Source organism: Pseudomonas cucumis, assembly GCF_030687935.1.
Taxonomy (GTDB): Bacteria; Pseudomonadota; Gammaproteobacteria; order Pseudomonadales; family Pseudomonadaceae; genus Aquipseudomonas; species Aquipseudomonas cucumis.
In genome coordinates, this window is sequence record NZ_CP117454.1 from 4985312 (window position 1) to 5007869 (window position 22558).

The following is a 22558-nucleotide window of genomic DNA, read 5'->3' on the forward strand; positions in this document are numbered from 1 at the left end:
TGTGATGACTTTAGCCAGCGCCTAGCGTTGCGACTAATATCTTCAAGGTCGACTACCCATCTCAAAAAGGCATATCTGGTGCTTTCAACCCGTCAATTGCGCTACTTCGTGGAAATCGCCGAGAGCGGCAGCTTCAGCGCTGCAGCCGAACGACTGTTTATTGCTCAATCGGCCTTGAGCCGGCAGATCAAGGACATGGAAACCCGGCTGCAAACGCCGCTGTTCGAACGTACTGCGCGCCAACCCCGACTGACGGCGGCGGGTGAAGCGTTTTTGCCTCGGGCCAGAAACCTGCTGAACGAACTGACCAAGGCCAGCGAAATGGCCACTCAAGTGGGCACCGGTCAACTGGGCGTTTTGCGCCTGAGCCACTCCAGCACCGTGCCCATGAGCGGTCGGCTGCTGCGCGGCATCAGCGCTTATCTCGATCAGCACGCCGGTGTGTCGATGGACATCGTCAAGCTGTCCTCCGAGGCGCAACTGGAAGAATTGGCCGAAGGTCGCCTTGATGTGGGGTTGTTGCGCCTGCCGGTGCTGCGTCAGCGTGAAGGGGTGCAGATTGTTCCGCTATACAGCGAGCGCCTGTTGCTGGCGGTGCCGCCGAATCATCGGCTGGCTGTGGATAAGTCCGCGCAAGGTATCGATCTGGCGCAGTTGAAGAATGAAGCGTTCATTTCCATTCCTCATCCACAGCGTGGGGGCCTGAGCTATCTGTCCGCCGAGTTGTGCATGCGCCAGGGGTTCTTTCCCCGACCAGCTCGAGTGGTGTCGCGCAAAACCACGCAACTGCAATTGATCCAGGCCGGGTTCGGCATCGCGCTGCTGCCTGAATCGATGCAGGACATCGCGCCGCCGGATATCCACTTTCTGCCCTTGGCCGACCCGGATTGCCACAGCACCGTCGCCCTCGCCTATCGGCAGAGTCCCCCTGCGCTGGTTCAGCAATTCATCCAGCACTTCACCCAATCGCCGTAGCAAGCCCGCTCCCACAAGGGATTTACGCTGACTCATGGAGATTGATCGTCGAATGCCTTTAAACTGCACCCCATGATTAAAGATCCCTTTGCAAGACTCGGCCTGGACCGTGAAGTCCTGACTGTCAGCCAGCTCAACGGCCGCGCGCGGGTGTTGCTCGAAGACGTGTTCAGCAACATCTGGGTCGAAGGCGAAATCTCCAACCTCGCCCGCCCGGCGTCCGGCCATGTGTATTTCACCCTCAAGGACAGCGGCGCCCAGGTGCGTTGCGCGCTGTTTCGGCAGAACGCCGCACGGGTTCGCCAGGCGCTGAAGGACGGCTTGGCGGTCAAGGTTCGCGGCAAGGTTTCGCTGTTTGAAGGCCGTGGTGACTACCAACTGATTCTCGATACCGTGGAACCGGCCGGTGACGGCGCCCTGCGTCTGGCTTTCGATGCGTTGAAGGAAAAGCTCAGCGCCGAAGGCCTGTTCAGTGCCGAGCGCAAAGTGCCGCTGCCGGCGCACCCGCAACGCATCGGCATCATCAGCTCGCCCACTGGCGCGGTGATCCGCGACATCATCAGTGTGTTCCGCCGCCGCGCGCCGCAGATCCAACTGACGCTGATCCCCACCGCCGTGCAAGGTCGCGAAGCCACCGCGCAAATTGTCCGTGCACTGAAACTGGCGGACGCCCGCGGTTTCGACGCGCTGATCCTGGCCCGTGGTGGCGGTTCGCTGGAAGACCTCTGGTGTTTCAACGAAGAAGCCGTGGCTCGCGCCGTGGACGCCTGCGTGACGCCGATTGTCAGCGCCGTCGGCCACGAAACCGACGTGTCGATCAGTGACTTCGTCGCCGACGTCCGCGCCCCGACACCCTCCGCCGCCGCCGAACTGCTCGCGCCGGATTCCAGTGATCTGGTACGTCGAGTCGAAAGTCTGCATCGACGCCTGGTGATGCGCATCCGCGACCGTTTGATGCGTGATCGTCTGCGTCTGGAAGGCATGGCCCGGCGCCTGCGCCATCCCGGCGAACGCCTGCGTCAGCAAGCACAACGTCTGGATGATCTGGACATGCGCATGCGCCGGGCGTTCGAGCGCAGCCTCAATACCCGTCGCGAACGTTTGATTCGCCTGGAAACCCGCCTCGCCGGGCAACATCCCGGCCGGCAACTGGCGATGCTCCGCCAGCGCCTCGACAGCCTCGCCGAACGCCTGCCCCGGGCCATGCGGGAAGGGCTTAAATCCCGTCGCCTGCAACTGCAAAGTCAGATGCAGACGCTGCACGTGGTCAGCCCGTTGGCGACCCTCGCGCGTGGCTACAGCATTTTGCTGGACGAGCGCGGCAACGCGATTCGCAGCGCCGCGCAGACCCATACCGGCCAGCGCCTGAAAGCCAAACTGGGTGAAGGCGAGCTGCAAGTGCGGGTCGAAGACAATCACCTGACGCCTGTCACCCTTTCTTTACTGGATTGATCCATGCCGCGTTTTTTAGCTCCGCTGCTGTTGCTGTGCCTGACCGTCAACGCCCACGCCGACAGTTACATCACCCGCCTGTTGAACAAACCGGTGCCGGGTGGCGTGGCGGTGGTCGATCTGGGCAGCTCCGCCCAGGCACCCAAAGCCAGCTATCAAGGCAAACCGGTGCTGGTGGTCAGGGAACAGAACAACTGGCTGGCTATCGTCGGCGTGCCGCTGACTATCAAACCGGGCAGCCAGTCGCTTAGCAGCGGCGGTCGAAACCTGAACTTCACCGTCGGCAGCAAGAAATACCCGGAACAGCACATCACCCTGAAAAATACCCAGCAGGTCAACCCGAACCCGGCGAATCTCAAGCGCATCGAGGGTGAGTTGGCCGAGCAGATCCAGGCCTACCGCAGCTTCAGCCCGAACACCCCGAGCAATCTGCTGCTGGACAAACCGGTCAACGGGCCGCTGTCGAGCAAGTTCGGCGTGCGCCGCTTTTTCAATGGCGAAGAACGCAATCCCCACGCGGGCCTCGACTTCGCAGTGCCCGCCGGCACGCCGATCAAAACCCCGGCCGCCGGCAAAGTGATCCTGATCGGTAATTACTTCTTCAACGGTAATACGGTATTCGTCGACCACGGCCAGGGCTTTATCAGCATGTTCTGCCACATGTCGAAGATCGACGTGAAAGTTGGGCAGCAATTGGCCCGTGGTGGCGTGGTCGGCAAAGTCGGTTCCACGGGGCGCGCGACCGGGCCGCATATGCACTGGAACATCAGCCTGAATGATGCGCGGGTGGATCCGGCGATTTTTATTGGGGCGTTTCAGCCTTAAATAGTTGTTGAGGCACTTGGGATAGCTACATTGACTTGGCACTTCATCGCCAATCTCCAATTGCGCATCGCTCAAACCTCACGCAAATATAAAAACAATCACTGCCATTCCAAGCAATAAAATCGCGACAAATAGTCTTTTTCGACTATTCCTCTCAAAGTTTTTCGACTGCTTGCCATCCTTTCCCCTCGCGGTTAGGGTTGAAGGCATGAAAACCTCTCACACCCTCATTCAGCTCCGCCAGCACCGCAGCCTGTGCCTTGTCAGTGCACGACTGCCAGGCTGAATCGCGGTGCCTCGTCTTACGCTTTATCCCCAGAACATTTGATCCACCGGCAGGCCGCCTTTTTTCGGCCCACACAATAAGGATTTTCCGATGAGCATGCTCAAAGACCCGTCTTCGAAATACCGCGCGTTCCCGACCATCGATATCCCGGACCGCACCTGGCCATCGAAGACTATTACCGCAGCGCCGATCTGGTGCAGCTCGGACCTTCGTGACGGCAACCAGTCGCTGATCGAGCCCATGGACGCGGTCAAGAAGCTGCGTTTCTGGAAAACCCTGGTGCAAGTCGGCGTGAAAGAAATCGAAGCCTCGTTCCCGGCCGCTTCGCAAACCGACTTCGACTTCGTGCGTACCCTGATCGAAGACGGCCACATCCCGGACGACACCACCATTCAGGTGCTGACCCAGGGTCGTGAAGACTTGATCGCACGTACCTTCGAATCCCTGCGCGGAGCCAAGAAAGCCATCGTTCACCTGTACAACGCGACCTCCCCTTCCTTCCGCCGCATTGTCTTCAATCAGGACAAGGACGGGATCAAGGCCATCGCCGTGAACGCCGCCAAGCTGTTCGTCAAATACGCCGCCCAGCAGCCGGAAACCCAGTGGACCTTCGAGTACTCGCCAGAAACTTTCAGCGCCACCGAACTGGAATTCGCCAAAGAAGTCTGCGACGCGGTCATCGAAGTGTGGAACCCGACGCCTGAGCACAAGGTGATCCTCAACCTGCCTGCGACCGTCGAATGCGCCACCCCGAACATCTATGCCGACCAGATCGAATGGTTCGGCCGTCACATCAATCGTCGTGACAGCGTGATCATCAGCCTGCACACCCACAACGACCGTGGCACTGGCGTGGCCGCCACCGAGCTGGGCCTGATGGCCGGCGCCGACCGTGTCGAAGGCTGCCTGTTCGGCAACGGCGAGCGTACCGGTAACGTCGATCTGGTGACTGTGGCATTGAACCTCTACACCCAGGGCGTCGACCCTGAGCTGGACTTCTCCGACATCGATGGCGTGCGCAAAGTCGTCGAAGAGTGCAACCAGATTCCTGTGCACCCACGTCACCCGTACGTCGGCGACCTGGTCCACACCGCGTTCTCCGGCTCCCACCAGGATGCGATCCGCAAGGGCTTCGCCCAGCAGAAACCGGACGAGTTGTGGGAAGTGCCGTACCTGCCGATCGACCCGGCGGATATCGGCCGCAGCTACGAGGCAGTAATTCGCGTCAACAGCCAGTCGGGCAAGGGCGGTATCGCTTACCTGCTGGAACAGGAATACGGCATCAACTTGCCGCGCCGCATGCAGATCGAGTTCAGCCAGGTCGTGCAGCGTGAAACCGATCGCCTGGGCCTTGAGATGACGGCCCAGCAGATCCATGCGCTGCTGCACAGCGAGTACTTGCAGGCCAACACCCCGTATGCGCTGGTCAGCCATCGCTTGCAGGAAGAAAACGGTCACAGCGCCGTGGAAGTGGAAGTCTCCAGCAAAGGTCAGGGCGAAACCAACCTGCACTGGCGTGGCAAGGGCAACGGCGCTCTGGAAGCACTGGTGGCCGGTCTGCCGATTCCGGTGGAAATCATGGACTACAACGAACACGCCATCGGCGCGGGTACCAATGCCAAGGCTGCGGCCTACATTGAACTGCGCGTAAACGGTGAGCGTGCGGTGCACGGCGTCGGCATCGATGAAAACATCACAACTGCCAGCTTCAAGGCGCTGTTCAGCGCGCTGAACCGCTCCCTGAGCCAGCCGGAAGCGAAAGCGGCGTAAGTCTGCGCTGCAATGTAAAAGGCCCCGGGGTGTGAACCTCGGGGCCTTTTTGTTGATCGTTCCCAAGCTCCGCGTGGGAATGCCTCAAGGGACGCTCCGCGTCCAGTGACGCAGAGCGTCACAGGCTGCATTCCCACGCAGAGCGTGGGAACGATCGGTTACGTGAACTCGAAGGTATCCGCATCCAGATTCGCCGGAAACCGCGTGCGATAAGCCGCCAGTTCCGCCGCATCCAGAACAACCTTGAAGACCCCATCGGCATCGCCTGCGCTGAGTAATGTCTCACCCTGAAAATCCAGCACCTGACTGTCACCGGTATACGCAAAGCCTTTGCCATCGGTACCGACGCGGTTCACCGCCGCCACATAGCAGAGGTTTTCGATCGCCCGTGCCGGTAGCAAACGGTTCCAGTGCTGGCGCCGGGCGCCCGGCCAATTGGCGGTGTACAGCAACAAGTCGGTGTCTTGGGGATCGCGGCTCCAGACCGGGAAACGCAAGTCGTAGCAAATCAGCGGCCGTACTCGCCAACCCTTCAATTCGAACTGCACCTGACGCTCGCCCGGGGTGAAATGGTTGTGCTCACCCGCCATGCGGAACAGGTGACGCTTGTCGTAATGCCACACCTCCCCGTCCGGCCGCGCCCACAACAGACGATTGCGATGACTGCCGTCAGCCACCTGGACGATGATGCTGCCGGTAATCACCGCATCCAGTTTCGCCGCCTGAACCCGCAGCCATTTACTGGTGGGGCCATTTTCCGGCTCGGCGAGGGTTTCCGACTCCATGGAGAAACCGGTGGTGAACATCTCTGGAAGGATGATCAGGTCCGCGCCGCGAGCCTGTTCCAGCAAAGGCTCGAAATGCTCCAGATTGGCCTGACGATCATGCCAGGCCAGGGTGGTCTGGATCAGCGCGACATTCAGATTGGGCAGAGCACTCAGATCACGCATAATTTTGCCGCTGCTTCACGCAGGGTCTCCTCGCGTTTGGCAAAGCACAGGCGCACCAGGCGTTGGCCGACCGGTGGAGTCTGGTAGAACACCGAGATCGGGATGCTCGCGACGCCATGTTCGCGGGTCATCCACAGCGCCATCTCGACGTCATTGAGGTCCGGGCGAATCTGCGAGTAATCGACCAGCTGGAAGTAAGTACCGGCCACGCGGGTGAAACTGAAGCGCGACGGCGTCAGCAGATCGCAGAACAGATCGCGCTTGGCCTGATAAAAGTCCGGCAATTCTTCGACGTGTTCCGGGTGCTCGGCCATGTAATCGGCCAAGGCATATTGCAACGGCGTCACGCCGCAGAAACTGACGTACTGGTGAACCTTGCGCAGCTCGGCGCTAAGGGCCGGCGGGGCCACTACATAGCCGGTTTTCCAACCAGTGACGTGGTAGGTCTTGCCGAACGAACTGACCACAAATGCGCGTTGATAGAGCTCCTCGTGGGCCAATACGCTGACGTGAGGCACGCCGTCGAACACCAGGTGTTCGTAGACCTCGTCACTGATCACATAGATATCACGGTCGCGGATCAATGCTGCCAGTTGATCCAGCTCGGCACGACTGATCAGCGCGCCGCTGGGGTTGTGCGGGGTATTGAGGATAATCATCCGCGTGCGCGGTGTAATGGCTTCAGCAAGCTTCTGGAAGTCGATGGAAAAGTCTTTCAGGCCCAGTTGCACATGCACGCAACGGCCACCGGCCAGCTCCACCGAAGGTTCATAACTGTCGTAGGCCGGATCAAACACGATGACTTCGTCACCGCTGTGGATCACCGCCTGAATGGCGCAGAAGATTGCCTGAGTCGCGCCGGGAGTGACCGTCACTTCGCTGTCGGCATCGACATGGGCGCCATAGCTGCGAGCGATCTTCGCCGCAATCTGCTGACGCAACACCGGCAAGCCAGTCATCGGCGAATACTGGTTGTGGCCACTGGCGATGTGTCGACCGACTGCATCGCGCAGGGCCTGCGGGCCGTCGAAATCGGGAAACCCCTGAGACAGATTGATCGCCCCGGTTTGCGCCGCGAGCTGAGACATCTGCGTGAAGATAGTGATGCCGACATTCGGCAGCTTACTGGTGATCATCGGTGATTCCCTGGCTCTACACCCGGCTCTACGACGGCACGGGAGAGCTCGAGAATAGCCCAAACGGCGCCCATAAAAAAAGGGCGCCAACCGGCGCCCTTCTCTATTTTGATCGCTCCCACGCTCTGCGTGGGAATGATCAGCGGCAACCGTGAATCAGCGCTTGTCGCGGCGCTTTTTGTCGGCCTTTTTGTGGTGCGACATCATGCGGCGTTTCTTGTTGACCTGGCGGTCGGTAAGCGAGTTCTTGTTGCCTTCGTACGGGTTCTCGCCGCCCTTGAACTCGATACGGATCGGCGTACCGACCAGCTTGAGCACACGACGGTAAGTGTTTTCCAGGTAACGGACGTAAGACTTCGGAACCTTCTCGATCTGGTTACCGTGGATCACGATGATCGGCGGGTTGGCACCACCCAAGTGAGCATAACGCAGCTTGATCCGGCGGTTGTTGACCATCGGTGGCGCGTGCTCACCGACCGCATCTTCCAGAATCTGGGTCAGGCGGTTGGTCGGCCAGCGGGTGACCGCGGACTTGAACGAGTTCTGTACCGACGCGTAGAGGTTGCCTACGCCAGTGCCGTGCAGGGCCGAGATGAAGTGGATATCGGCGAAGTCAACGAAGAACAGTCGACGTTGCAGCTCAACCTTCACGAAGTCGCGCTCGCTCGGCGTCATGCCGTCCCACTTGTTGATCGCGATCACCAGCGCACGACCGGCTTCAAGGGCAAAGCCCAGCAGGTTGAGGTCGTGGTCCACCACGCCTTCGCGGGCGTCCATCACGAAGATCACCACGTTGGCGTCTTTGATCGCTTGCAGGGTTTTGACCACGGAGAACTTTTCGACTTCTTCGTGGATCTTGCCGCGCTTGCGCACACCAGCGGTGTCGATCAGCGTGTACTTCTCGTCGTTACGTTCAAACGGGATGTAGATGCTGTCGCGGGTGGTGCCGGGCTGGTCATAAACGATAACCCGGTCTTCACCGAGCATACGGTTGACCAGGGTCGACTTGCCGACGTTCGGACGGCCGATGATGGCGATCTTGATACCGTCTTTTTCGCTTGGGCCAGGAATGCGCTTGGCTTCCTCACCTTCGGCAACGATCTCTTCTTCGCCTTCTTCCGGCTCTTCGTCGTCTTTCGGGAAGTCGCTGAGGGCGATTTCCAGCATCTGGGTGATACCACGACCATGAGCACCGGCGATCGGGATCGCGTGGCCCATGCCCAACGGGGCGAATTCGGCGCGGGCCATTTCAGGGTCGATGTTGTCGACCTTGTTGGCAACCACGTAAGAACGCTTGTTACGCTTGCGCAAGTGCTCGGCGATCATCTGGTCGGCGGCGGTAAAACCGGCCTTGGCATCTACCAGGAATAAAACGACATCCGCTTCTTCAATGGCCAGCAGCGACTGCTCGGCCATTTTTTCGTCCATACCGTGCTCGTCACCGGAGATACCGCCGGTGTCGACCAGAATGTAGGAACGCCCTTGCCACTTGGCCTCACCGTACTGGCGATCACGGGTCAGACCGGACAGGTCGCCGACGATGGCGTCGCGAGTCCTGGTCAGGCGGTTGAACAAGGTGGACTTGCCGACGTTCGGTCGGCCCACCAGGGCGATTACGGGAACCATGCGGCTCTCCACTTCGTTATTTCAGAAAATACAAAAGCCGCTGCGAGGCAGCGGCTGGTGCTCGGGGCAGCGCCTGTAAGCGCTGCGAGCCCCGCAGAACGGGGCCGCTTGGGGGTTAAACCCCAAGCATAGTCAAACCTTTACTTAATGGTCAGGGCTTCCAGTTTGCCGCTGTTGCCATAAAGATAAATCGTGTCACCCACCACCAGCGGACGGGCACGCAGGCCGTCACTGTCGATGCGCTCGCGGCCGACGAAACGACCGTCCACCTGACTCAGCAGGTGCAGGTAACCTTCCATATCACCGACTGCAACATAGCTGGAGAACACTTCCGGAGCCGACAGTTGACGGCGGGCCAGCGAATCGTTGCTCCACAAAGCAGTGGTAGAACGTTCGTCGACGCCTTCAACGGTGCCCGCAGACAGGCTCACGTAGACGCTGCCGAAACCCTGAGCAACGCCGGCATAGCTGGAAGCATCGCGCTGCCAGAGCTGGCGACCGCTTTCCAGGTCCAGTGCCGCAACGCGACCCTGGTAGCTGGCGACATACAGCGTGCCGCCGGACAGCAGCAAGCCACCGTCGATATCGACCACTCGCTCCAGTTCCGAACGACCTTGTGGAATCGCTACGCGCTGTTCCCACACCGGCACGCCGTTGGAAACATCCAGAGCGACCACTTTACCAGTCGACAGGCCAGCCACCGCGAGGCGGTTGGTGACGATTGGTGCGCTGGTGCCGCGCAGGGTCAGAACCGCTGGCGTGCTGTCATACAACCAGCGCTGGTTGCCGGTAGCAGCATCCAGACCGATCAGACGGTCATCCTGGGTCTGAACCACAACAACGTCACCGTTGGTGGCCGGCGGCGCGAGCACTTCACTGGTCACGCGAGCGCGCCACTTCTCTTCACCGCTGCTGGCATCCAGGGCAACGATTTCGCCCTTGAGCGTGCCGATCATGACCAGACCGTAACCCACGCCAACGGCACCGGAAACAGGCAGTTCGAGATCTTTCTTCCATTTGACGTCGCCATTGCTGCGATCCATCGCCATCACCACACCGGTGACGTCGGCGGCATAGATGGTATCGCCATCTATCGCCGGAACCAGCATGTTGTAGGTTTCGCCCTGACCGTCACCGATCGAACGACTCCACTGCTTTTGCAGAACCACTTCTTCTTTGAAGTCGGTCAACTCGGCCGGTGGCAATTCTTTTTTGCTGTTGCTGCTGCAACCCGCGGCCAATATGGCCAGAGCCAGCAATGCTGCATGTTTCCAACGGATCACGTCACGCATCCCCTTTGGCCAGGTCGTCCAGCTTGATTTGTAGGCCACCGACCGCCGCTTCATCCGACAGTGCCGCCTTGGCTTTTTGATACGCCGTGTTCGCTTCGTCGGTACGACCCAACTGCACCAGCAGGTCGCCTTTGAGTTCTTCGCGAGTGGCCAGGAACGCTTTGTCGGCATCGCCTTCGAGCAGTTTCAGGGCTTCCTCGACCTTGTTCTGCGCGGCCAGCACCTGCGCCAGGCGCTGACGGGCAATTTCGCCGAGTGCCGGGTTGGCCGGTTTGTCGACAATGGCTTTCAGCTCGGTGGCTGCGTCATCCAGCTTGCCGCTGTCGACCGCGACTTTCGCCATGAACAGGCTGCCGTATTGTGCGTAAGCGGTGCCGCCGAACTCGCTGTTGAGCTTGCCGGCCAGATCCGAAACACGTGCAGCATCAGGCTTGCCGTCAGGCGTCAGCGTGGTTTCGAGCAATTGCTGATAGAGAATCGAGGCGCCTTGCGACTGATTGCTCTGATACTTCTGAAAGGCCTGCCAGCCGAACACGATGACCAGCGCCAACAGGCCGCCAGTGACCAGGGGCTTGCCGTTGCGTGTCCACCAGTCCTTCAACTCCGCCAGATGTTCGTCTTCGGTACTCGACACCCCAATACTCCTTAATCGCTAAATCGGCTGTTTGACAGCTTCAACCCTGCACGACGCAGGTGGCCAGGTGTGCAGCAAGCGCATCCCAGGCAATGCTTTGTTGTTCGCCCTGGCCACGCAGGGGTTTGAAACCTACCACTTGCTGGGCCATTTCGTCCTCACCGAGAATCAATGCGTACAGCGCACCGCTCTTGTCGGCTTTCTTGAACTGGCTTTTGAAGCTGCCGGCGCCGGCATTGACTTGCAGGCGCAGGTTGGGCAATTGATCACGAACACGCTCGCTCAGGGCCAACCCGGCCAGCTCGGCGGCTTCACCAAAGGCGCAGAGGTAGACATCGACCTGACGGGAAATCTCTTCGGGAATCTGTTCCAGGGTTTCAAGCAGCAGCACCAGACGCTCGATGCCCATGGCGAAGCCAACGCCCGTGGTCGGCTTGCCGCCCATCTGCTCCACCAGACCGTCGTAACGCCCACCGGCACACACGGTGCCCTGGGCGCCCAACTTGTCGGTGACCCATTCGAAAACGGTCTTGCTGTAGTAATCCAGCCCGCGAACCAGCTTCGGGTTGATCACATAAGGAATGCCGGCGGCGTCCAGACGAGCCTTGAGGCCCTCGAAGTGCACGCGGGATTCTTCGTCGAGGTAATCGGCCATTTTTGGCGCGTCGGCCAACGCCGCTTGAGTGTCGGGGTTCTTGGTATCCAGAACCCGCAGCGGGTTGGTCTTCAGACGGCGCTGGCTGTCTTCGTCCAGTTGATCCAGGCGAGCAGACAGGTATTCGACCAAGGCTTCACGATAACGACCACGGGACTCGCTGGTGCCCAGGCTATTGAGTTCGAGCTTGACCGCATCGCGGATACCCAGCTCGCCCCACAGGCGCCAAGTCAGCACGATCAGCTCGGCGTCGATGTCCGGACCGTCGAGGTTGAAGACTTCGCAACCAATCTGGTGGAACTGGCGATAACGACCTTTCTGCGGACGCTCGTGACGGAACATCGGGCCGATGTACCAGAGTTTCTGCACTTGGCCGCCGCCGGTGATGCCGTGCTCGAGCACCGCACGCACGCAGGCCGCGGTGCCTTCAGGGCGCAGGGTCAGGGAATCGCCGTTGCGGTCCTCGAAGGTGTACATCTCTTTTTCGACGATGTCGGTCACTTCACCGATGGAGCGTTTGAACAGCTCGGTGAACTCGACGATCGGCATGCGAATCTGCTTGTAACCGTAGTTATCCAGCAAACGCGAAACGGTGCCCTCGAAATGACGCCACAGGGGAGTCTGTTCGGGCAGGATGTCGTTCATGCCACGAATGGCTTGCAGAGACTTGCTCACTATAAATCCTTAAATTCGTTCGGCTCTTCAGTCAGGCTCAGCCGCGAGCGATTACAGCCGCGTCGGCTTCGACCTTTTCGGCCGCTTTCTGGCGGATCAAGCGTTCAAGCTCATCCACCAGATTGTCATTAGTCAGTTTCTGCGACGGCTTGCCGTCGATGTAAATCAGGTTTGGCGTGCCGCCGGTCAAGCCGATATGGGCTTCCTTGGCTTCGCCCGGGCCGTTGACCACGCAACCGATGACCGCGACATCCAGCGGCACCAGCAGGTCTTCGAGACGCCCTTCCAGCTCGTTCATGGTTTTGACCACATCGAAGTTCTGCCGCGAGCAGCTCGGGCAGGCGATGAAGTTGATGCCACGGGAACGCAGGTGCAGGGATTTGAGAATGTCGTAGCCGACTTTCACTTCCTCGACCGGGTCAGCCGCCAACGAGATGCGAATAGTATCGCCAATCCCTTCGGCGAGCAGCATACCGAGGCCCACGGCGGATTTCACCGTGCCTGAACGCAAACCACCGGCTTCGGTGATACCCAAGTGCAGCGGCTGGACGATTTCCTTGGCCAGCAAGCGGTAGGCGGCGACGGCCATGAACACGTCGGAGGCTTTCACGCTGACCTTGAAGTCCTGGAAATTCAGGCGCTCGAGGTGTTCAACGTGACGCAAGGCGGACTCGACCAGTGCAGCGGGAGTCGGCTCGCCATATTTCTTTTGCAGGTCTTTTTCCAGGGAACCGGCGTTGACGCCGATGCGGATCGGAATCCCGCGATCACGGGCAGCATCGACCACCGCACGCACGCGGTCTTCACGACCGATGTTGCCCGGGTTGATCCGCAGGCAATCGACGCCCAGTTCGGCGACGCGCAAAGCGATCTTGTAGTCGAAATGGATGTCGGCCACCAACGGTACTTTGACCAGTTGCTTGATCTTGCCGAAGGCTTCGGCGGCGTCCATGTCCGGCACCGAAACCCGCACGATATCGACGCCGGCGGCTTCCAGACGATTGATCTGGGCCACGGTGGCGGCCACGTCATTGGTGTCGCTGTTGGTCATGCTCTGCACAGCGATAGGCGCATCGCCGCCCACGGGCACGTTACCGACCCAGATCTTGCGGGATTCGCGACGTTTGATTGGAGATTCGCCGTGCATGACTTATTGACCCAACTTCAGGCGAGCAGTCTCGCCACTGGTGAACGGAGCGACATCAACCACCTGCCCGTTGTAACTGACCTGCGCGCCACGGGCGAAGCCCAGACGCACGGAAAAAGGCGGTTTGCCGCTGACAGTAACATTTTCGCCTTTACGCTTGAGACCACTCAACAGCACCTTACCCGTGCCATCGGTCACTTGCGTCCAGCAATCGGCGGTAAATTGCAATTGAACCTGGCCTTGGCCGGCCACCGGAGTTGCCGGAGCTGGAGCCGGGGCGGTCGGAGCAATCGGAGCCGTGATAACCGGTGCAGGTACAGCGGGTACAGCCGGGGCTGGTGTTGCCGGTGTCGCAACAACCGGAGCAGTGCTGTGGGCCGCAGCCGCTGGCGTTACTGCTGGAGCCGCTGGCGCTGGAACCGGTGCGCTCGTTTCGGCACTGATTGGCTCCTCGGCCGAAGTCTCGGCCTGAGGCAGCGCAAGAGGCGTTTCACCTTCAACCTGACCTTGTGCAACGGCCTGATCTTCCGGCTCGTCCAATGGGTGAATCTGGGTGGTGCCGTCGGCGCCTTCGACTTCAACGTGTTCCGGCGCCAGGCTGATCAGGTCCTTGGTGCGCAATGAGGTTTGATCCTGCCACCAGATAAAACCACCGCCAATCACCGCGAGCAGCAACAGCAGGCTGACAATTCGCAAAATGGTGTGGGAAACCCGAACCGGCTCTTCGATACGCCCCAGGCTATGGACGTTGCTGCCTTGGGAGTCGGTACCGGTGGATTGGTCGAACTGCTGGACCAGAACGGTTTGGTCCATGCCGAGCAATTTGGCATACGCGCGAATATAGCCACGAGCAAAGGTGTGCCCAGGCAGCTTGTCGAAAGCGCCGGCTTCCAGATTACTCAGGGAATTGACGGTGAGGTTGAGCTTGAGGGCCACTTCGGCCAGCGACCAGCCATTGCTTTCGCGGGCCTGGCGCAAAGTCTCACCGGGGTTAACGCGATTCGCTGCTACAACTTCGGGATGCGCCGCTTTCATCATTGCTCCGACAGGTATTGCTGATATTCCGGCGTACCGGGATAGAGTCGTTTTAATTGCAGGCCAAAACTGGCGGCCTTGTCGCGATCTTCGAACACTTTTGCCAGCCGAACGCCGAGCAATAGACTACGTGCATTTTGCTCGGTGAGCAGGCTAAAACGGTCGTAATAGTCACGCGCGGGCACATAATGCCTGTCTTCGTAAGACAACTCAGCCATTTCCAGCAATGCACGTGGCTGTTGGCGATTCAAACGCAGTGCTTTTTGCAGTTGCTGGCGAGCCAGATCACGCTGACCAAGCTTTGAAGCGGTCATGCCCAGGTTTTCGAAAACCCGTGAACGCTCAGGATACAGGGTATCGGCGGCGGCCTGTTCGAAGCGCTCGTACGCCTCTTTGTAACGTTTCTCTTCGAAAAGAAAGCTGCCGTAGTTGTTCAGGATTCGCGCATCGGCGGGACGGGAAGACAGCGCCTTGCGAAAGTGCTGATCGGCCAGTTCCGGCTCCATCTCGGCCTGGAACACCAGCCCCAGTGCCGCGTTGGCGTCAGGATCCGAGCTGTCCAGGTCCAAAGCCTTCTTCAACGGGACTTTGGCACGTTCGGTCATGCCTTGCTGCAGATACCCCAGGCCCAGCTGCACGTAGGCGGCACGCGCTTCATCACGGCCCTTGCTGGTCTTCATCGGGTTGAAATCGCCCGACAGGACACAACCAGCACAAAGACTGGCCAACAGCACAAGCAGCGCGAAGCGCAGGGACATAGAGATCCTCTCTTAATTATTGTTCGCGGCGTTTGTTGCGATATCGTTTTCGGCGCTCAACTCGCGTACGGCGATATAACGTTCGCTGCGACGGGTGCGATCCAGCACCTGCCCTACCAATTGGCCACACGCGGCATCGATGTCTTCACCGCGGGTGGTGCGTACGGTGACATTGAAGCCTGCATGGTGAAGCTGATCCTGGAACCGGCGAATCGCGTTGTTGCTCGGGCGCTCGTAACCGGAATGCGGGAACGGGTTGAATGGAATCAGGTTGATCTTGCACGGGATGTTCTTGAGCAATTCGATCATTTCAACGGCATGTTCAACCTTGTCGTTGATGTCCTTGAGCAAGGTGTACTCGATGGTCAGCACGCGTTTTTCGCCCAGGGACGACATGTAGCGCTGGCACGACTCGAGCAGCATCTTAAGCGGATATTTCTTGTTGATCGGCACCAATTGGTTACGCAATGCGTCGTTTGGTGCGTGCAGCGACAACGCGAGGGACACGTCGATGTGCTTGGACAGCTCATCGATCATCGGCACCACGCCCGAAGTGGACAGGGTTACGCGGCGCTTGGAGATCCCGTAGCCCAAGTCATCCATCATCAGATGCATGGCGGCCACGACGTTGTCGAAGTTCAGCAGCGGCTCGCCCATGCCCATCATCACCACGTTGGTGATGGCACGGTCGGCGGTCGCCGGGATGCTGCCGAACGATTTATTGGCAATCCACACCTGGCCGATGACTTCGGCGGCGGTGAGGTTGCTGTTGAAACCTTGCTTGCCGGTGGAGCAGAAACTGCAATCCAGGGCACAGCCTGCCTGGGACGAAACGCACAACGTGCCACGTTTGCCCTGGGGAATGTAGACGGTCTCGACGCAGCTGCCGGACGCCACGCGCACCACCCACTTACGGGTGCCGTCGGTGGAGATGTCCTCGCTGACCACTTCAGGACCACGAACTTCGGCAATAGCCTTGAGCTTGTCGCGCAAGGCCTTGCTGACGTTCGTCATGGCGTCGAAATCATCGACGCCAAGGTGGTGAATCCATTTCATTACCTGACCGGCACGGAAACGCTTCTCCCCGATCGAGTCGAAGAATTTTTCCATTTCCTGTTGGGTCAGACCCAGCAGGTTGGTTTTTACAGTCGATGTAGTCATGGATTCACCTTCACTCTTAAGCCAGTGCTTAGCGAGTGGTTACTTCAGTAGCTGCGAAGAAGTACGAGATTTCGCGAGCAGCAGCGGCTTCGGAGTCCGAACCGTGTACGGCGTTGGCGTCGATGGAATCAGCGAAGTCAGCGCGGATGGTGCCGGCAGCAGCTTCTTTAGGGTTGGTAGCGCCCATCAGCTCACGGTTCAGAGCGATAGCGTTTTCGCCTTCCAGAACCTGAACGACAACCGGACCGGAGATCATGAAAGCAACCAGGTCGTTGAAGAAACCACGAGCGCTGTGCTCAGCGTAGAAGCCTTCAGCTTCGGCTTTGGACAGTTGCTTCATTTTCGAAGCTACAACGCGCAGACCAGCGTCTTCGAAGCGGGAAACGATCTTGCCGATCACGTTTTTAGCAACGGCGTCAGGCTTGATGATGGAGAAAGTACGTTGAACAGCCATGGTGTAACTCCAGAAACGGTAATTTGCGAAAAATTAAACCCGCGAATTATACGCGGGTTCTTGGGTATTGCCTAACTGCGTACGGTGCAGACTCAGTCTGCTTCTTCGATCCAGGCGGCCTGAATGGCTTCAAGCACCTTCTCGCCACCGCGGGTCGGATCATCACTGAACTCCGGCAATGCCAGCACCCATTTGTGCAGATCGACGAAGTTCACGTAACGCGGGTCCACATCCGGCTTTGACTCAGCCAGCTGGATCGCGATTTCCAGCACATCAACCCATTTCAGGCTCATGAAAGCTCCTTGAATCAGTGCGGCGCTTCGGCGGCATGGTTGAGCGAGTATTTCGGAATTTCGACAGTCAGGTCTTCAGTCCCGACTTTTGCCTGACAGGCCAGACGTGACTGGGCTTCCAGCCCCCAAGCCTTGTCAAGATAGTCTTCCTCCAGCTCATCAGCCTCTTCCAGCGAGTCGAAACCCTCACGAATGATGCAGTGACAAGTGGTGCACGCGCAGACGCCGCCACAGGCGCTTTCCATCTCGATATGGTGTTCATGGGCCAGCTCGAGAATGGATATGCCAGGCTCAGCCTCCACAACCATGCCTTCCGGGCAGAACTTCTCGTGTGGCAGAAAAATGACCTGCGGCATCAATTATTCCTCGATTTCATTCAGATTGCGCCCCGCCAGAGCGGCTTTCACCGTCGAGTCCAGGCGGCGAGCAGCAAAGGCATCGGTCACTTGCGACAGACGTTTGGTCTGCTGCTCAATGGCGTAACCATCGGTGCCTTTCATCAATTCGGTCAGCTCCTGCATCTGCAATTCGATGACCATGCGCTCTTCGGCGTCGAGCAAGCGTTCGCCGTCGACATCCAGAGCGCCCTGCACCGCCTCGATCAGGCGCTGGGCATCGACCTGCTGCTCACGCAATACGCGGGCGACCTTGTCGTCGTTGGCGTGCTGGAACGAATCCTTGAGCATTTTGGCGATTTCACCATCGGTCAGACCGTAGGACGGTTTGACCTGGATGCTGGCTTCGACGCCCGAACCCAATTCCCGGGCCGAGACACTGAGCAGACCGTCGGCATCGACCTGGAAGGTCACGCGAATCTTCGCCGCACCGGCCACCATCGCCGGAATACCGCGCAATTCGAAGCGCGCCAGGGAGCGGCAGTCGCTGATCAGCTCGCGCTCGCCCTGCAATACGTGGATCGCCATGGCCGACTGGCCATCTTTATACGTGGTGAAGTCCTGAGCCCGGGCGACGGGGATGGTGGTGTTGCGCGGAATCACCTTCTCCATCAGGCCGCCCATGGTTTCCAGCCCCAGGGACAGCGGAATCACGTCGAGCAACAGCAGTTCGCCGCCGTCACGCTTGTTGCCGGCCAGGGTATCGGCCTGGATCGCGGCACCGATGGCGACGACTTGATCCGGATCGATTTCGGTCAGCGGTTCGCGACCGAAGGCGTGCGCAACGGCTTCGCGGACACGAGGCACGCGCGTCGAGCCGCCAACCATGACCACAGCGTGAACGTCTTCCAGCTCGATACCGGAATCACGCACCGCGCGGCGGCAGGCTTTCAGGCTGCGAGCAACCATCGGCTCGATCAGCGCATTGAAGGCTTCACGGGTCAACTCGGCCTTCCAGTTGCCATAAGCGACTTCGACGGACGAGCAATGGGTCAGGGCTTCTTTGGCTGCGCACGCGGTTTGCAGCAGATTACGTTGCGTACCCGGATCGAGGTCGGCCGACAGACCGGCGCTCTCGATGATCCAGCCCGCAATGGCGTGATCGAAGTCATCGCCACCCAGGGCACTGTCGCCACCGGTAGCCAGCACTTCGAAGACACCGCCGGTCAGGCGCAGAATCGATATATCGAAAGTACCGCCGCCCAGGTCATAAATCGCGACCAGGCCTTCAGCGTGCTGATCCAGACCGTAAGCCACAGCGGCGGCGGTTGGCTCATTGAGCAAACGCAGCACGTTCAGACCGGCCAGTTTGGCCGCATCCTTGGTGGCTTGACGCTGAGCATCGTCGAAGTAGGCCGGAACGGTGATCACCGCCCCCACCAGCTCACCACCCAAGGTCTCTTCAGCGCGCTGACGCAGCACCTTGAGGATATCGGCGGAGACTTCGACCGGGCTTTTCGGGCCCTGAATCGTGTCGATGAACGGCATGTGCGACTCGCCGTCGACAAAACGGTACGGCAACTGATCGCCCAATTGCTTGACGTCGGACAAACCACGACCCATCAAGCGCTTGACCGACAGCACAGTGTTCAAAGGATCGGACGCGGCGGCCAGTTTGGCCGATTCGCCGACTTCGACGCGATCGGCGTGATAGCGCACGGCAGACGGCAGGATGACCTGCCCTTGCGCGTCGGCCAGAGGCTCGGAAAGACCACTGCGCAACGCAGCGACCAGCGAATTGGTAGTGCCCAAGTCGATCCCCACAGCCAGACGACGCTGGTGCGGTTGAGGACTTTGGCCGGGTTCGGCGATCTGCAGTAGGGCCATCGTTATCAGGACTTATCTGTATATCAGGCGTGCGACCGGAGCGGCACTGGGTTAATCGTCGAGGCGCTCTTCTAACTGGCGCACTTCGTAGGTGAGCTTGTCGAGGAACTGCATGCGCCGCATCAGGCGTTCCGCCTGTTCACGTTGCGCTGCATCATCCCAACAGGCTGCGAAGCTTTCGTTCAGTTCATCCTGCGCGGTCTTCAGGCGACGCTTGAACACTGCAACACCCGCCAGGTCGGCGCTGTCTTGCAGGTCTTCGAGTTCCTCACGCAACTCCATCTGCTGCAGAAGAAACTCCGGATCATGCACCGTGACCTCCAGCGGCAGCTCACGACCGCCCATGGCGAGCAAGTAGCGCGCGCGCTTGGGGGGACTTTTGAGCGTCTGGTAGGCCTCGTTGAGGCTCGCGGATTGCTCGAGCGCCAGCCGCTGCTCACGCTCGGAAGCGTCGGCAAAGCGGTCCGGATGAACACCGCGCGCCAACTCACGGTAGCGCGTGGCCAACTGATCGAGATCCAGACGGAAGCTCGGTTTCAGCTCAAATAAAGCGAAATGACAAGGAGTACCCACGCGCAGCCTCAGATGTTGAAGCTTTCGCCGCAGCCACATTCACCGCGTACGTTGGGGTTGTTGAACTTGAAGCCTTCGTTCAACCCTTCCTTGACGAAATCGAGTTCGGTGCCGTCCAGGTAGGCGAGGCTTTTCGGGTCGATGATCACTTTCTCGCCGTGACTTTCGAACACTTGATCCTCTGCCACCACCTCGTCGACAAACTCCAGCACGTAGGCAAGGCCGGAACAGCCTGTGGTGCGAACACCCAGACGAATCCCTTCACCTTTGCCGCGCCCGTTGAGGGAGCGTCGCACGTGTTGAGCAGCCGCTTCTGTCATGCTGATAGCCATCGGTGACTCCTTACTCGTCGCCAAATCTTGAAAGTCAGATCAAGCCTTTCTTCTGCTTGTAGTCGCGAACGGCCGCTTTGATAGCGTCTTCAGCAAGTACGGAGCAGTGAATTTTCACTGGCGGCAGGGCCAGTTCTTCGGCCAGTTGAGTGTTCTTGATGGTCTCTGCTTCATCCAGAGTCTTGCCTTTCATCCACTCGGTCGCCAGGGAGCTGGAGGCGATCGCCGAACCGCAACCGTAAGTCTTGAACTTGGCGTCTTCGATGATGCCTTGTTCGTTGACCTTGATCTGCAGACGCATCACGTCGCCGCACGCCGGAGCGCCGACCATGCCAGTGCCGACATCAGGATCTTCCGCGTCCATCTTGCCGACGTTGCGCGGGTTCTCGTAGTGGTCGATGACCTTTTCGCTGTAAGCCATGATTCTTAATCCTCACTCATCAGGAGTCGCTCTTGAAACCCTGCAAATCGTGGATTCGCAGGACCCGGTTGCGGCGACTTGAATATCAGTGTGCCGCCCACTCGATTTTCGAAATGTCGACGCCATCTTTGTACATGTCCCACAGCGGCGACAAGGTGCGCAGCTTGGTAACGGCCTCGCAGACTTTCTGCGCGGCGTAGTCGATTTCTTCTTCGGTGGTGAAACGGCCGAAGGTGAAGCGAATTGAGCTGTGTGCCAGTTCGTCGTTGCGGCCCAGGGCGCGCAGCACGTACGAAGGCTCAAGCGATGCCGAGGTGCAGGCCGAACCGGACGATACCGCCAGATCCTTGAGCGCCATGATCAGCGACTCGCCTTCAACGTAGTTGAAGCTCAAGTTCAGGTTGTGCGGTACGCGGGAAGTCATGCTGCCATTGACGTACAGCTCTTCGAGGCCTTCGACCTGCTTGAAGAAACGGTCGCTCAGGGCTTTGATGCGTACGTTTTCGGCAGCCATGTCTTCCTTGGCCACACGGAACGCTTCGCCCATACCGACGATCTGGTGAGTCGCCAGGGTACCGGAACGCATGCCACGTTCGTGACCGCCGCCGTGCATGGTCGCTTCGATGCGAACACGTGGCTTGCGGCTGACGTACAGCGCGCCGATGCCTTTAGGGCCGTAGGTTTTGTGGGCAGAGAACGACATCAGGTCGACTTTCAGCTTCGACAGGTCGATCTCGACCTTGCCGGTGGACTGAGCGGCGTCGACGTGGAACAGGATCCCCTTGGAGCGGGTCAGTTCGCCGATGGCTGCGATGTCATTGATGGTGCCGATTTCGTTGTTCACGTGCATGATCGACACCAGGATGGTGTCGTCACGCAGGGCTGCCTCAACCATCTCTGGAGTCACCAGACCATCTTCGCGAGGATCGAGGTAGGTCACTTCGAAACCTTCACGCTCCAGTTGGCGCATGGTGTCGAGGACAGCCTTGTGCTCAATCTTGGTGGTGATCAGGTGTTTGCCTTTGGTGGAGTAGAAATGCGCCGCACCCTTGATTGCCAGGTTGTCGGACTCGGTGGCACCGGAGGTCCAGACGATTTCACGCGGGTCGGCGTTGACCAGGTCAGCCACCTGACGGCGAGCGTTCTCGACGGACTCTTCAGCTTTCCAGCCGAACACGTGGGAACGGGACGCCGGGTTACCGAAGTTTCCGTCGACCAGCAGGCATTCACTCATCTTTTGCGCGACACGTGGATCAACCGGGGTCGTCGCAGAGTAATCAAGGTAAATCGGCAATTTCATGGACTATCTCCTAAATCAGGCTGGCTGGCGTGCCGCTAGCTCTTTGGCTGTCATTCGACGGCGGACGCTTCAATCTTGTCCAGGCGTGGCGCCTTGCTGTTGCAACGACGCTGGTCCTGACGCTGGGCTACTTCTTGCACCTCACGGCGAGTTACAAGGTCAGCCAAGCTGATACCGCTCAGAAATTCGTGAATCTGCAGGCTCAGATCGCACCACAAGTGGTGGGTCAAGCAGGTGTCGCCTTGATGGCAATCACCTTGGCCCTGGCATTTGGTTGCATCGACCGATTCGTTAACCGCATCGATTACCTGGGCGACCTGGATGCCCTGCATGTCGCGGGACAATTGGTAGCCACCGCCCGGACCACGAACGCTGGAAACCAGATTGCTGCGGCGCAATTTGGCAAAAAGCTGCTCGAGGTAGGACAGGGAGATGCCTTGGCGCTCGGAGATATCGGCCAGGGACACCGGCCCGTGCTGCGCGTGCAACGCCAGGTCTAGCATGGCGGTCACGGCGTATCGGCCTTTTGTAGTCAGTCGCATGGACAATTACCACGGAGTTCGGAATGGGGCGAGTATGCAATTCC

The 22558-nt window shown here is 59.3% G+C and carries 23 protein-coding genes; 4 read left to right on the forward strand and 19 right to left on the reverse strand.

Going from position 1 to position 22558, the window contains the following annotated elements; all coding sequences use genetic code 11:
* The first annotated feature begins 78 nt into the window (after positions 1 to 78).
* From PSH97_RS22555 to leuA, 4 genes are all read left to right on the forward strand, one after another.
* On the forward strand, positions 79 to 975 hold the full coding sequence (locus PSH97_RS22555) for a LysR family transcriptional regulator (RefSeq protein ID WP_305446773.1): 897 nt from the start codon (positions 79 to 81) through the stop codon (positions 973 to 975).
* 72 nt (positions 976 to 1047) lie between these two features.
* Positions 1048 to 2427 carry an exodeoxyribonuclease VII large subunit gene (gene xseA / locus PSH97_RS22560; RefSeq protein WP_038981755.1) on the forward strand — a complete coding sequence of 460 codons (1380 nt, stop codon included), beginning with the start codon at positions 1048 to 1050 and terminating at the stop codon, positions 2425 to 2427.
* 3 nt (positions 2428 to 2430) lie between these two features.
* Positions 2431 to 3252, forward strand: a complete 822-nt coding sequence (locus PSH97_RS22565) for a peptidoglycan DD-metalloendopeptidase family protein (protein WP_305446774.1) — start codon at positions 2431 to 2433, stop codon at positions 3250 to 3252.
* Positions 3253 to 3628: 376 nt separating this feature from the next.
* Entirely contained in the window at positions 3629 to 5308 is a 1680-nt protein-coding gene (leuA, locus tag PSH97_RS22570) for a 2-isopropylmalate synthase (RefSeq protein ID WP_305446775.1), read from the forward strand.
* A gap of 158 nt (positions 5309 to 5466) precedes the next feature.
* Here leuA and PSH97_RS22575 read toward each other — a convergent pair whose 3' ends face one another.
* From PSH97_RS22575 to iscR, 19 genes are all read right to left on the reverse strand, one after another.
* On the reverse strand, positions 5467 to 6258 hold the full coding sequence (locus PSH97_RS22575; RefSeq protein WP_305446776.1) for an amidohydrolase: 792 nt from the start codon (positions 6256 to 6258) through the stop codon (positions 5467 to 5469).
* Positions 6246 to 7394, reverse strand: coding sequence for a pyridoxal phosphate-dependent aminotransferase (locus PSH97_RS22580; RefSeq protein WP_305446777.1), 1149 nt, complete (start codon positions 7392 to 7394; stop codon positions 6246 to 6248). Before PSH97_RS22580 ends, PSH97_RS22575 begins: the two co-directional genes overlap by 13 nt.
* Positions 7395 to 7550: 156 nt before the next feature.
* On the reverse strand, positions 7551 to 9020 hold the full coding sequence (gene der / locus PSH97_RS22585) for a ribosome biogenesis GTPase Der (RefSeq protein ID WP_008070964.1): 1470 nt from the start codon (positions 9018 to 9020) through the stop codon (positions 7551 to 7553).
* Between the two features lie 140 nt (positions 9021 to 9160).
* Positions 9161 to 10312 carry an outer membrane protein assembly factor BamB gene (gene bamB, locus PSH97_RS22590; protein ID WP_032830306.1) on the reverse strand — a complete coding sequence of 384 codons (1152 nt, stop codon included), beginning with the start codon at positions 10310 to 10312 and terminating at the stop codon, positions 9161 to 9163.
* Positions 10305 to 10946 (reverse strand): tetratricopeptide repeat protein, encoded by a 642-nt coding sequence (locus PSH97_RS22595; RefSeq protein WP_305446778.1) that lies wholly within the window; start codon positions 10944 to 10946, stop codon positions 10305 to 10307. Before PSH97_RS22595 ends, bamB begins: the two co-directional genes overlap by 8 nt.
* 40 nt (positions 10947 to 10986) lie before the next feature.
* Entirely contained in the window at positions 10987 to 12276 is a 1290-nt protein-coding gene (hisS, locus tag PSH97_RS22600) for a histidine--tRNA ligase (RefSeq protein ID WP_305446779.1), read from the reverse strand.
* 37 nt (positions 12277 to 12313) lie between these two features.
* Complete coding sequence (gene ispG, locus PSH97_RS22605; protein WP_007903603.1) at positions 12314 to 13423, reverse strand: flavodoxin-dependent (E)-4-hydroxy-3-methylbut-2-enyl-diphosphate synthase; 1110 nt, start codon at positions 13421 to 13423, stop codon at positions 12314 to 12316.
* A gap of 3 nt (positions 13424 to 13426) precedes the next feature.
* Complete coding sequence (locus PSH97_RS22610; protein ID WP_305449856.1) at positions 13427 to 14458, reverse strand: RodZ domain-containing protein; 1032 nt, start codon at positions 14456 to 14458, stop codon at positions 13427 to 13429.
* Positions 14458 to 15216, reverse strand: coding sequence for a type IV pilus biogenesis/stability protein PilW (gene pilW / locus PSH97_RS22615; protein WP_305446780.1), 759 nt, complete (start codon positions 15214 to 15216; stop codon positions 14458 to 14460). The genes PSH97_RS22610 and pilW overlap by 1 nt, the downstream gene beginning before the upstream one ends.
* 12 nt (positions 15217 to 15228) lie before the next feature.
* Positions 15229 to 16377: a 23S rRNA (adenine(2503)-C(2))-methyltransferase RlmN gene (rlmN, locus tag PSH97_RS22620; RefSeq protein WP_007903600.1), complete on the reverse strand. Its 1149-nt coding sequence runs from the start codon at positions 16375 to 16377 to the stop codon at positions 15229 to 15231.
* A 28-nt stretch (positions 16378 to 16405) separates the two neighbouring features.
* The gene (gene ndk, locus PSH97_RS22625) at positions 16406 to 16831 is read right to left on the reverse strand and encodes a nucleoside-diphosphate kinase (RefSeq protein WP_305425344.1); all 426 of its coding nucleotides are present in this window, start codon (positions 16829 to 16831) and stop codon (positions 16406 to 16408) included.
* 92 nt (positions 16832 to 16923) lie between these two features.
* Positions 16924 to 17124 (reverse strand): Fe-S cluster assembly protein IscX, encoded by a 201-nt coding sequence (gene iscX / locus PSH97_RS22630; protein WP_008147746.1) that lies wholly within the window; start codon positions 17122 to 17124, stop codon positions 16924 to 16926.
* A 14-nt stretch (positions 17125 to 17138) separates the two neighbouring features.
* Positions 17139 to 17480: an ISC system 2Fe-2S type ferredoxin gene (gene fdx, locus PSH97_RS22635; protein WP_018927066.1), complete on the reverse strand. Its 342-nt coding sequence runs from the start codon at positions 17478 to 17480 to the stop codon at positions 17139 to 17141.
* Between the two features lie 3 nt (positions 17481 to 17483).
* A complete protein-coding gene (gene hscA / locus PSH97_RS22640; protein WP_305446781.1) occupies positions 17484 to 19346 on the reverse strand; it encodes a Fe-S protein assembly chaperone HscA in 1863 nt (620 codons plus the stop codon).
* Positions 19347 to 19397: 51 nt separating this feature from the next.
* A complete protein-coding gene (gene hscB, locus PSH97_RS22645; protein WP_008070981.1) occupies positions 19398 to 19919 on the reverse strand; it encodes a co-chaperone HscB in 522 nt (173 codons plus the stop codon).
* Between the two features lie 8 nt (positions 19920 to 19927).
* Positions 19928 to 20251, reverse strand: coding sequence for an iron-sulfur cluster assembly protein IscA (gene iscA, locus PSH97_RS22650; protein WP_007903589.1), 324 nt, complete (start codon positions 20249 to 20251; stop codon positions 19928 to 19930).
* A gap of 34 nt (positions 20252 to 20285) precedes the next feature.
* Positions 20286 to 20672, reverse strand: a complete 387-nt coding sequence (gene iscU / locus PSH97_RS22655) for a Fe-S cluster assembly scaffold IscU (protein WP_003443374.1) — start codon at positions 20670 to 20672, stop codon at positions 20286 to 20288.
* Between the two features lie 85 nt (positions 20673 to 20757).
* Positions 20758 to 21972: an IscS subfamily cysteine desulfurase gene (locus tag PSH97_RS22660; RefSeq protein WP_305446782.1), complete on the reverse strand. Its 1215-nt coding sequence runs from the start codon at positions 21970 to 21972 to the stop codon at positions 20758 to 20760.
* 50 nt (positions 21973 to 22022) lie between these two features.
* Complete coding sequence (iscR, locus tag PSH97_RS22665; protein WP_007903581.1) at positions 22023 to 22514, reverse strand: Fe-S cluster assembly transcriptional regulator IscR; 492 nt, start codon at positions 22512 to 22514, stop codon at positions 22023 to 22025.
* Positions 22515 to 22558: the final 44 nt, after the last annotated feature.

Coding starts and splice junctions, on each gene's coding strand:
- rlmN (WP_007903600.1), bottom strand. CDS start 16,377: ATGACTACATCGACTGTAAAAACCAACCTGCTGGGTCTGACCCAACAG.
- der (WP_008070964.1), bottom strand. CDS start 9,020: ATGGTTCCCGTAATCGCCCTGGTGGGCCGACCGAACGTCGGCAAGTCC.
- bamB (WP_032830306.1), bottom strand. CDS start 10,312: ATGCGTGACGTGATCCGTTGGAAACATGCAGCATTGCTGGCTCTGGCC.
- ndk (WP_305425344.1), bottom strand. CDS start 16,831: ATGGCTGTTCAACGTACTTTCTCCATCATCAAGCCTGACGCCGTTGCT.
- ispG (WP_007903603.1), bottom strand. CDS start 13,423: ATGCACGGCGAATCTCCAATCAAACGTCGCGAATCCCGCAAGATCTGG.
- iscX (WP_008147746.1), bottom strand. CDS start 17,124: ATGAGCCTGAAATGGGTTGATGTGCTGGAAATCGCGATCCAGCTGGCT.
- PSH97_RS22610 (WP_305449856.1), bottom strand. CDS start 14,458: ATGAAAGCGGCGCATCCCGAAGTTGTAGCAGCGAATCGCGTTAACCCC.
- iscU (WP_003443374.1), bottom strand. CDS start 20,672: ATGGCTTACAGCGAAAAGGTCATCGACCACTACGAGAACCCGCGCAAC.
- xseA (WP_038981755.1), top strand. CDS start 1,048: ATGATTAAAGATCCCTTTGCAAGACTCGGCCTGGACCGTGAAGTCCTG.
- iscA (WP_007903589.1), bottom strand. CDS start 20,251: ATGGCTATCAGCATGACAGAAGCGGCTGCTCAACACGTGCGACGCTCC.
- PSH97_RS22565 (WP_305446774.1), top strand. CDS start 2,431: ATGCCGCGTTTTTTAGCTCCGCTGCTGTTGCTGTGCCTGACCGTCAAC.
- iscR (WP_007903581.1), bottom strand. CDS start 22,514: ATGCGACTGACTACAAAAGGCCGATACGCCGTGACCGCCATGCTAGAC.
- fdx (WP_018927066.1), bottom strand. CDS start 17,480: ATGCCGCAGGTCATTTTTCTGCCACACGAGAAGTTCTGCCCGGAAGGC.
- leuA (WP_305446775.1), top strand. CDS start 3,629: ATGAGCATGCTCAAAGACCCGTCTTCGAAATACCGCGCGTTCCCGACC.
- PSH97_RS22660 (WP_305446782.1), bottom strand. CDS start 21,972: ATGAAATTGCCGATTTACCTTGATTACTCTGCGACGACCCCGGTTGAT.
- PSH97_RS22575 (WP_305446776.1), bottom strand. CDS start 6,258: ATGCGTGATCTGAGTGCTCTGCCCAATCTGAATGTCGCGCTGATCCAG.
- pilW (WP_305446780.1), bottom strand. CDS start 15,216: ATGTCCCTGCGCTTCGCGCTGCTTGTGCTGTTGGCCAGTCTTTGTGCT.
- hscA (WP_305446781.1), bottom strand. CDS start 19,346: ATGGCCCTACTGCAGATCGCCGAACCCGGCCAAAGTCCTCAACCGCAC.
- PSH97_RS22580 (WP_305446777.1), bottom strand. CDS start 7,394: ATGATCACCAGTAAGCTGCCGAATGTCGGCATCACTATCTTCACGCAG.